Annotated in this window: 8 protein-coding genes; 3 read left to right on the plus strand and 5 right to left on the minus strand. The window is 61.6% G+C overall.

Going from position 1 to position 8251, the window contains the following annotated elements; genetic code table 11:
• Positions 1 to 7 precede the first annotated feature (7 nt).
• The gene (locus AC1IN8_RS19650; RefSeq protein WP_479760258.1) at positions 8 to 1453 is read left to right on the plus strand and encodes an ABC transporter substrate-binding protein; all 1446 of its coding nucleotides are present in this window, start codon (positions 8 to 10) and stop codon (positions 1451 to 1453) included.
• 60 nt (positions 1454 to 1513) lie between these two features.
• On the opposite strand, the gene AC1IN8_RS19655 is transcribed toward AC1IN8_RS19650, so the two are convergent.
• Positions 1514 to 2308: a GNAT family N-acetyltransferase gene (locus tag AC1IN8_RS19655; protein WP_479760260.1), complete on the minus strand. Its 795-nt coding sequence runs from the start codon at positions 2306 to 2308 to the stop codon at positions 1514 to 1516.
• A 327-nt stretch (positions 2309 to 2635) separates the two neighbouring features.
• Here AC1IN8_RS19655 and metF point away from each other — a divergent pair, with 327 nt between their 5' ends.
• A complete protein-coding gene (gene metF / locus AC1IN8_RS19660) occupies positions 2636 to 3532 on the plus strand; it encodes a methylenetetrahydrofolate reductase (protein ID WP_025328549.1) in 897 nt (298 codons plus the stop codon).
• Between the two features lie 66 nt (positions 3533 to 3598).
• Here metF and AC1IN8_RS19665 read toward each other — a convergent pair whose 3' ends face one another.
• A complete protein-coding gene (locus AC1IN8_RS19665) occupies positions 3599 to 4663 on the minus strand; it encodes a DUF3103 family protein (protein WP_479760262.1) in 1065 nt (354 codons plus the stop codon).
• A gap of 147 nt (positions 4664 to 4810) precedes the next feature.
• A complete protein-coding gene (locus tag AC1IN8_RS19670) occupies positions 4811 to 5962 on the minus strand; it encodes a benzoate/H(+) symporter BenE family transporter (protein ID WP_479760264.1) in 1152 nt (383 codons plus the stop codon).
• Between the two features lie 116 nt (positions 5963 to 6078).
• On the opposite strand from AC1IN8_RS19670, the gene AC1IN8_RS19675 reads away from it, so the two are divergent.
• The gene (locus AC1IN8_RS19675; RefSeq protein ID WP_479760266.1) at positions 6079 to 6648 is read left to right on the plus strand and encodes a helix-turn-helix domain-containing protein; all 570 of its coding nucleotides are present in this window, start codon (positions 6079 to 6081) and stop codon (positions 6646 to 6648) included.
• 3 nt (positions 6649 to 6651) lie between these two features.
• Here AC1IN8_RS19675 and AC1IN8_RS19680 read toward each other — a convergent pair whose 3' ends face one another.
• Together AC1IN8_RS19680 and AC1IN8_RS19685 are read right to left on the minus strand one after the other, a co-directional pair.
• Positions 6652 to 7845, minus strand: a complete 1194-nt coding sequence (locus AC1IN8_RS19680; protein ID WP_479760268.1) for an NnrS family protein — start codon at positions 7843 to 7845, stop codon at positions 6652 to 6654.
• 193 nt (positions 7846 to 8038) lie between these two features.
• A partial coding sequence (locus AC1IN8_RS19685; protein ID WP_479760270.1) for a hypothetical protein occupies positions 8039 to 8251 on the minus strand: 213 nt, incomplete at its 5' end.

The following is an 8251-nucleotide window of genomic DNA, read 5'->3' on the forward strand; positions in this document are numbered from 1 at the left end:
AGGACTTATGGCTAACAAGTGGATCGGGGCCCTGAGTCTCCTGTTGTGTGGCCAGCTGATGGCCAGCGAGCTGGTGATCGAAAGCTGGCGGATAGATGACAAGGCCTTGTGGGAGGAGAAGATCATTCCCGCCTTCGAGGCCGCTCACCCGGGTATCCAGGTGAGCTTCAACGGGGTGCAGAACGTCGAATACATGCCGACCCTCTGGGCCAGCCTGAAAGCGGGCAAGGCCGGGGATCTCATCACCTGCCGCCCGTTCGACGACTCCCTGGCCCTGTTCAAGGCGGGCCATCTGGCGGAGCTGAGCGAGATGGCCGGGATGGAGAACTTCCCGAGCTTCGCCCAGTCCCCTTGGCAGACCGATAGCGGCGCCCAGACTTTCTGCGTGCCCATGGCCTCCGTCATTCACGGCTTCTTCTACAACAAGCAGATCTTTAGCGAGCTGGGGCTGGCGGTGCCCCAGACCCGGGACCAGTTCTTCGCCGTGCTCGACAAGGTGAAGGCGGATGGCCGCTATGTGCCGCTGGCCATGAGCGGCTCCGAGAGCTGGGTCGCCTCCGAGTTGGGCTTCCAGAACATAGGCCCAAACTATTGGAAGGGGGAGGATGGCCGACTGGCGCTGATCGCGGGCCAGGAGCGGCTCGACAACCCGCAGTACGTCAAGGTGTTCGAGGAGCTGGCCCGCTGGCGCGCCTATCTCGGCGAGGGGGGGGAGGGTCGTGACTACGCCGCCACCAACGAGCTGTTCACCTCCGGCAAGGCCGCCTTCTATGCGGCCGGCTCCTGGGAGATAGCCCCCTTCACCGGCAAGGTGGACTTCGGTGTCATGCGCCCCCCTGTGGCAAAACAGGGTGACGGTTGCTTCTTCACCGATCACACCGACATCGGCATGGGGATGAACCCGGCCAGCAAGAACAAGGAGGCCGCCATGACCTTCCTGCAGTGGCTGACCACCTCCCAGTTTGCCGAGCTCTATACCAACTCGCTGCCGGGATTCTTCTCCCTCTCCAACCACTTCTTCGAGGCCACCAACCCGGCGGCCAAGGAGATGATGGAGTGGCGGGATCAGTGTGACTCCACCATCCGGGTCGCCACCCAGATCCTCTCTCGCGGCACCCCCAAGCTGGGGGATGAGCTGGCCGAGGTGAGCCAGGGGGTGTTGCTCGGCACCATGGCGCCGCAAGCCGCCGCCGATCGGCTTGAGCAGGGATTGAAGGGCTGGTATGCCCCTCATCAGGGCCGGCAGGCCAAGACCCCGGACTGCCAATGCGTGGCTCCCGCCGCCGTCTCTGCCGCTCCCGCCACGGTTGAGGCTGCCGTCCCTGCGCCATCAGCGGCCATCTCGACCAAGCTGAACGCATCCCCCGTGTCTGCGGCTGTGGCTCCCTCGGCGGCGGCCGCGACCGACGTCGAGCAGGCACTGGCCAGCGAGCTGGAAGCGCCGCAGCCCTGAAGGGCGGCACCATGAAAAAACGGGAGGCATCAGCCTCCCGTTTTCATTTGCGCCAGCTGCCTATGGCTGCTGAGCCCAGCGGCACAGGCTGCCGATGCGCGCCACCGGGACGAAGCCCAGGGCGCGGTAGACCCGCTGGGCGTGGTAGTGCTCGTCCGCCACTATGATGAGTTGCCTGGCCCGCTCGAACCCCTGGCGGGCGACCTGGCTCAGCAACTGACGGCAGAGGCCCCGGTTGCGCCAATCCTGATGGGTGCGCACCAGCTGAAAGCGCCCCATGGCGCCGGTGAAGAAGAGGCCGCAACTGGCGACCAGACGATCCTGATGCCAGATCCCCCACCACTGTCCCAGGCCATCGGCGATCATGGCCTGATAGAGATCGCGCCGTGACTGCAGGTAGGCGAGGTAACTCTCCTGCTCATGACCCGGTTCCCTGTCATCGAGCTCCAGGGTCAGCCAGTCATCCCAGTCGGCGGGGGTGAAGGGGCGGGCAGGGGCGAGGTCCTGGTCGCTCGGGGCCTTGCAGTCGGCCGCCTCCAGCGCCAGCACCACGCACTCCATGTACTGGTATCCCGCCGCCACGAAGCCGGCAACCCGGCTGTTCTGTCCCTCGGCCAGCGGCCACTGGAAGGTGCGATGGCGGATCCTGGGATCCTGGCCGATCAGCTTGTCGAAGCTGGCTTCGAGCCAACCCTTGTCGCGGTCGCTGGGGGGCGTGGGGAGCAGCAGATAGTTGCCGAAGTAGTAATCCGGGGCGGTCGGGGTGCGCACGGCCCAGAACCCTTCATGGTCCGTCACCTCGCCCTGATAGCGATCGAACAGCAAATCGGTGGCAAAACCGGGGTGATCTTCCATGACAAGGCTCCTGCAAATGCTTGAATTGATTATCGGCAGGGAGGGGGAGAAGTTAAAAAAAGGCCGGGAAACCCGGCCAAACAATCACACGCAGATTCAGAACGTCCAGGACGATCCGCCCGCATCATAGCGTGCCTGAGGCCATTTTGGGATGGGGCCCGTCGTTACTTGGGTCGAATTGCAAAATAAAAAAAATCGTTTATCCCGCCTTCGCCGGCAAATCGGTGTTGACTTTGATCCGTTTTCTCATAAAGATAGAAAGACGTTTAGACGTCCAAACATCCGTTTTGACGTACAGGAATCGGTTGTAGGACAGGGAGAGAGCAGATGGGATTTCACAGCGCGCGTCAGGTCGAGGCACTCAACCAGAGTCTGGCTGACTTGGGTAACAACATTTCGGTCAGCTTCGAGTTTTTTCCACCCAACAGTGAAGGGATGGAGAACACCCTCTGGCAATCCATCGAACGACTGCAGGTGCTGGAACCCAAGTTTGTCTCCGTGACCTATGGCGCCAACTCGGGCACCCGGGATCGCACCCACAAGGTGATCAAGGACATCAAGGAGCGCACCGGCCTCATCGCCGCCCCGCACCTGACCTGTATCGATGCCAGCCGCGACGAGCTGAGAACCATTGCCCGTGACTACTGGAACAGCGGCATTCGCCACATAGTGGCACTGCGCGGTGACCTGCCTCCCGGACTCGACAAGCCGGACATGTATGCCACCGATCTGGTCGCCCTGCTCAAGTCCGAGGCCGACTTCGACATCTCGGTGGCCGCCTATCCGGAAGGCCACCCCGAAGCCAGGAGCGCGCAGTCCGACCTGCTCAACCTCAAGCGCAAGATAGATGCCGGTGCCAACCGCGCCATTACCCAGTTCTTCTTCGATGTGGAGACCTACCTGCGCTTCCGTGATCGCTGCGCCGCCATCGGCATCGATGCCGAAATCGTGCCTGGGATACTGCCGGTCTCCAATTTCCAGACCCTCAACAAGTTTGCCGGCTTTACCAACGTGAAGATCCCGCGCTGGATGCACCAGCGGTTCGAGGGGCTGGATAACGATCAGATGACCCGCAACATGGTGGGGGCCAGCATCGCCATCGACCAGGTGCGGGTGCTGAGTCAGGAAGGGGTGAAGGATTTCCACTTCTACACCCTGAACCGCTCCGAGCTGACCTACGCCATCTGCCATACCCTGGGTGTGAGGCCCAAAGGCCAGGCCTGATCCCCATACGCCAGAAACGAGAAAAGCCAATGAGTTGCCTCATTGGCTTTTTGCCGTGGGTGATGATCAGGGTCTGGTCGGCTGGATCTCCTTGGGCTCCAGCGTGATGACCGCATTGCCGGCGGCACCGGGATACTGGTGGTAGCTCTGGCCCTGCTCCAGGGTGTAGAAGGTATCCAGGTAGTCGTCGTTGTTGGTCATCCAGGAGTCGGGCAGTGCCTTGACGATGCGACCGCCGAGATCGAGGAAGGGTAGAGCCTCGGGTACGCCACCCGCGGTGAAGCCGAGCTTGAGCGCTTCGATCAGCAGGGCGCTCAGCTCCTTGTAGTTGACGTTGTCATCCTGCTCCATCATGACGAGGTCGACGGCTCCCCAGCGATAGCGATCCCAGTACACCAGGATCTGGTTCGGGCTGTAGTCTGTGTTGTCATGGTCGAGGTAGGGCATGTCGACTATGTCCACCACGGGTTCGTCCCGGCCGGGATTGACCCCGGCCACGACGGCGTAGACCTCGGCGGCGCCGAGCAGCCAGGGCTCCTGATCATCGCTGAGCCTGATCTTCTTGAGAATGCTGGTCTTGAGGGGAGCCGTGTTGTCGGCGGCGCGGGGGGCCGCCTGGATGTCGGCGGCAGCCAGCGCCTTGCGCATCACCTTCAGACCGGCATTCTTGGCCTTGACGGGGTCGGCCTCTACTACCAGCACAGGTTGCGCCGGTGGCTGGTTCACATCGAGGTAGACCGGATTGCCGGCGCCATCGAAGGCCTCGATGGCGCTCCAGCTCTTCTCATCGCCGCTCGGCACGTAGGCAATCAGTGGCTCTGTTCCCTGTTTGAGCGCATTGGCCTGCTCGGGGTTGGCCAGTCGCAACTGCATCAGCTGTTTGACTTCCCCCTCCAGCCCTTGCCGGTTGATGGCGGCCTGGTTGGCATCTGTGGCCTGCCGTTTGAGGCGTGGGCTCGCCTTTTGCAGCAGGTTGGGCAGCGGACTCTGGTACTCCTGATTGGCGAGCAGGGGCAGCAGATTCTTCTGCTGCAGTGCGAGCTGGCGTGCCAGCTCCCTGTCCGTGTCGGCGGCATGGGCACTGGTGGCGCCCAGCAGGGTCAGCAATAAAATGACAGCCTGATTCCTCATTCTTCTTCTCCAGTATTGAGTCTGACAGAGGCGCGCATCGGGAAGAATCTGCGCCTCTTCTTCACTAGACGGGAGTTGGGTTCGGCTGTGAAGCATCCTTGCCGAATTATGTGTTGCGTCTCACTGGGGTCTCCCCAGATGGTCAGGTCAGGCGCGGAGCCGGTTGACTTGATGCAGCGCCACACCGACCAGCAATCCCCAGCAGGCGGAACCAACCCCGAGCAGGCTGATCCCCGAGGCCGTGATGAGGAAGGTGAGCAGCGCGGCTTCCCGCTCTTCATCCTGCTGCAGCGCGCCGTGCAGGCTGCTGCCTATGGTACCGAGCAGTGCCAGTCCGGCCACGCAGGTCACCAGGGCGGTGGGGAAGGCGCTGAACAAGGCGACCACAGTCGCCCCGAAGCAACCGGTCAGCAGGTAGAAGCAACCCGCCCACACGGCGGCGGACCAGCGACGGTTGGCATCGGGATCCACCTCCTTGCCCATGCAGATGGCGGCCGTGATGGCGGCCAGGTTGAAGGCGTAACCACCGAACGGGGCCAGCAGCAGACCGGTAAGACCGGTCCAGCCGATCAGGGAAGAGGTGGCAGGTTGATAGCCATGGGCACGGAGGATCGCGATGCCGGGCATGTTTTGCGACGTCATGGTGACGAGGAACAGCGGCAGCGCTATCCCCAGCACGGCGTTGATGGAGAAGGTCGGCGAGATCCACACCGGGCTGGAGAGCTGCCAGTGAACTTCAGCCAGCTGCAGCTCGCCCCTCAGTATGCAGAGCAGCATGCCGGTGGCCAGGACCAGCACCATGGTATAGCGGGGCCAGAGGTGGCGACCGAGCAGGAAAGCCAGCAGCAAGGCGCCAAGTAGCAGGGGATCCTGGGGGGCCACCTTGAACAGGTCCAGCCCGAATCTGAGCAGCACCCCGGCCAGCATGGCGGCGGCCAGGGGAGCTGGAATGTGGCGCATCAGCCTGTCGAACCAGCCGCTGATGCCGCACAGGGTGATCAGCAAGGAGGAGATGATGAAGGCGCCTATGGCCTCCGCCAGGCTGAAATTGCCCAGGCTGGTGATGAGCAGGGCGGCCCCCGGTGTTGACCAGGCAGTCAGCACGGGGGTGCGGTAATAGAGGGAGAGGCCGATGCAGCTCACGCCCATGCCGATACCCAGCGTCCATAGCCAGGAGGATACCTGAGCTGCATCGGCGCCGGCTGCGGTAGCCGCCTGAATGATCAGTACGACCGAACTGGTATAGCCAACCAGGACGGCGATTAGGCCTGCGACCAGATGAGGGAGAGCAAAGGGCATGGCGACATCCTTGTGTATGCTGATAGCTTGTGCGTTATTGCGTACAATGTGGCTTTGACTATAGCGGCGTGCGCTATAGCGCACAAGGCGAAGATGCAGCATTCGGGAGAGGACGTATGCAGGAGATGAATCGGCACCTGGCTCAGCGATTGAAAGGGCTGCGCGCCGAACTGGGGTGGAGTCTGGATGTGGCTGCCCGCGAGACGGGGGTGAGCAAGGCCATGCTGGGGCAGATAGAGCGGGGGGAATCCAGCCCGACGGTGGCGACCCTGTGGAAGATCGCCACCGGGTTTCGGGTCTCCTTCTCCAGCTTTATCGAGCCGACCCCGGCAGTGACGGGGGAGACACTTTATCGCATCGCCGATGACATTCGCCAGCAACCGGCGGGCGAAGGCATGCAGGTGGCGCCCCTGTTTCCCTATGAAGACCGGTTCGGTTTCGAGCTGTTCGAGTTGACCCTGCTACCCGGCTATCAGCGGGAATCTGAACCCCATGAGCCCGGGGTGACCGAGCATGTGATCGTCATTAGCGGTGTGATGGAGGTGCTGGTCGATGGACAGTGGCGCTCGCTGGATCAGGGGGAAGCCGTACGCTTCTCCGCCGACCGTCCCCACGGTTACCGCAATCTGGGAATAGCCCCGGCCGTTTTCCACAACCTGATCCACTATCCTGCCACTCGCCCCTGATGGTTAACCCGGACGACCATCGGCTCTGGGGCGGGTCAGGATGGGGGTATAGACCCAGACAAACAGACCATAGGCCGCTATCCAGCTCCAGCCGCTCAGGTTCCATCCCGTCAGTGTCAAGGTAGGCCAATACAGAGGGAGCAAGACCCGCATGAAGGCAGAGAGGATCACCAGCGCGAATGCCAGGGTGATCCTGCGCCCGACGTGCAGGGCTCTGCCGCTGTGACCGAGTGACACCCTGGCAATCATCCCGAGGATCATGGTCCCCATGCAGCCAGCACTGAGCAGGTGACTGGCGAGGGACAAGCTGAGAGGCAGCCCCGCAGCCTGGGCCGCGAGGGCGAGCAGGCCAAGGGGAATAAACAGGTAAGCCAGGTGCAGCGACCATAGCAGGGGCTGTGCCAGGGTGGTGCCGGGTCGCCAGCGCAGTTGCCTGCCCAGATGCAAGCCGGCCGCCACTATATATAGAGGCACCATATATAGAGAGTTGATCCATGAGCCAGGCAGCAGCCAGAGCAGCAGGATCAGCCAGAGAGAGGCCAGTGCCCCGCGCTCCAGCCAAGGGCTGGGCGGCGCCTTCTCCTGACCCGTGCCCCTGGCGGTAAAGAAGGGAATCACACGTCCACCCATCACTGCGATCAGGGTGGTGAACAGCAATACCGCCGTGATGAGCAGATGCTCCACTGTGCTCCAGTCATCTCGCCATAACCAGCTGGCGCCATTGAGCAGAGTCAATATGAGGAGCAGGGGGACAAAGAAGAGGTTGCGCCATTGGCGCGTCATGATGACGGGCTTGGCGAGGAACCAGGCACAGAGGGGCAACCAGGCCAGGTCCAGAGCCATCAGAATGAGATTGTCTTCTCCAAGCCAGGGTAGCAGGCTCCTTGGCAGCACCCACAACCCCACGATCAGCGCCAATGGCCAGCTGCGAACGCCGGGATGAGCCGTCCAGTTCTGGACGGCGGTCAGCAGAAACCCCGCAACTATGGCGGCGCCAAAGCCGAACAACATCTCATGAGCGTGCCACCAGATGGGATTGCCAATACCGGGCAGAGTGAACCAGCCATTGAGCTGTCCCAGCCAACCCAGCATGGCCAGGCAGGAAAACAGGGCTCCGAGCAGGAAGAAGGGGCGAAACCCCAGGCGGAACAGGGGGACTATCTGCTCTTCCTTGTGGCTATCGAGGATCTGGTGCATGACAGCGACCTTAATTGAACATTTGAAAAGCCAATTATAAAGTGGCTTTTCAAATGTTCAATTTAAATCCAGGGAATGCCGATTTGGGTGGGGTGGTGGGCAAAAAAGGAACGTCTTGCTGCAGAACTGAGCGAACGAGCGATGAAGGTGAAAAAGCCCTTGTCATCCTGGCGTGGCTCCCTATAATGCGCCCCTACCAGCACGGCGGAACACGCCAACCTGATGAGCCAGCTTCCTTGCGAAGCAGGCGCCGAAAGAAAAGCGAAAACAACCGCTTGACTTTCGAAGTGAGGAACGTAAGATGCGCCTCCTCAACGCGATAAGCGTGACGCTCTTTAACAATTTGAATCAAGCAATCTGTGTGGGCACTCACAGCATCGAACATCAAAAACAATTTTTGATTTTC

This window comes from Aeromonas sp. 130281, from assembly GCF_056642115.1.

Excerpts from the sequence above, each read along its gene's own strand:
- AC1IN8_RS19650 (WP_479760258.1), top strand. The coding sequence starts at position 8 with ATGGCTAACAAGTGGATCGGGGCCCTGAGTCTCCTGTTGTGTGGCCAG.
- AC1IN8_RS19655 (WP_479760260.1), bottom strand. The coding sequence starts at position 2,308 with ATGGAAGATCACCCCGGTTTTGCCACCGATTTGCTGTTCGATCGCTAT.
- metF (WP_025328549.1), top strand. The coding sequence starts at position 2,636 with ATGGGATTTCACAGCGCGCGTCAGGTCGAGGCACTCAACCAGAGTCTG.
- AC1IN8_RS19665 (WP_479760262.1), bottom strand. The coding sequence starts at position 4,663 with ATGAGGAATCAGGCTGTCATTTTATTGCTGACCCTGCTGGGCGCCACC.
- AC1IN8_RS19670 (WP_479760264.1), bottom strand. The coding sequence starts at position 5,962 with ATGCCCTTTGCTCTCCCTCATCTGGTCGCAGGCCTAATCGCCGTCCTG.
- AC1IN8_RS19675 (WP_479760266.1), top strand. The coding sequence starts at position 6,079 with ATGCAGGAGATGAATCGGCACCTGGCTCAGCGATTGAAAGGGCTGCGC.
- AC1IN8_RS19680 (WP_479760268.1), bottom strand. The coding sequence starts at position 7,845 with ATGCACCAGATCCTCGATAGCCACAAGGAAGAGCAGATAGTCCCCCTG.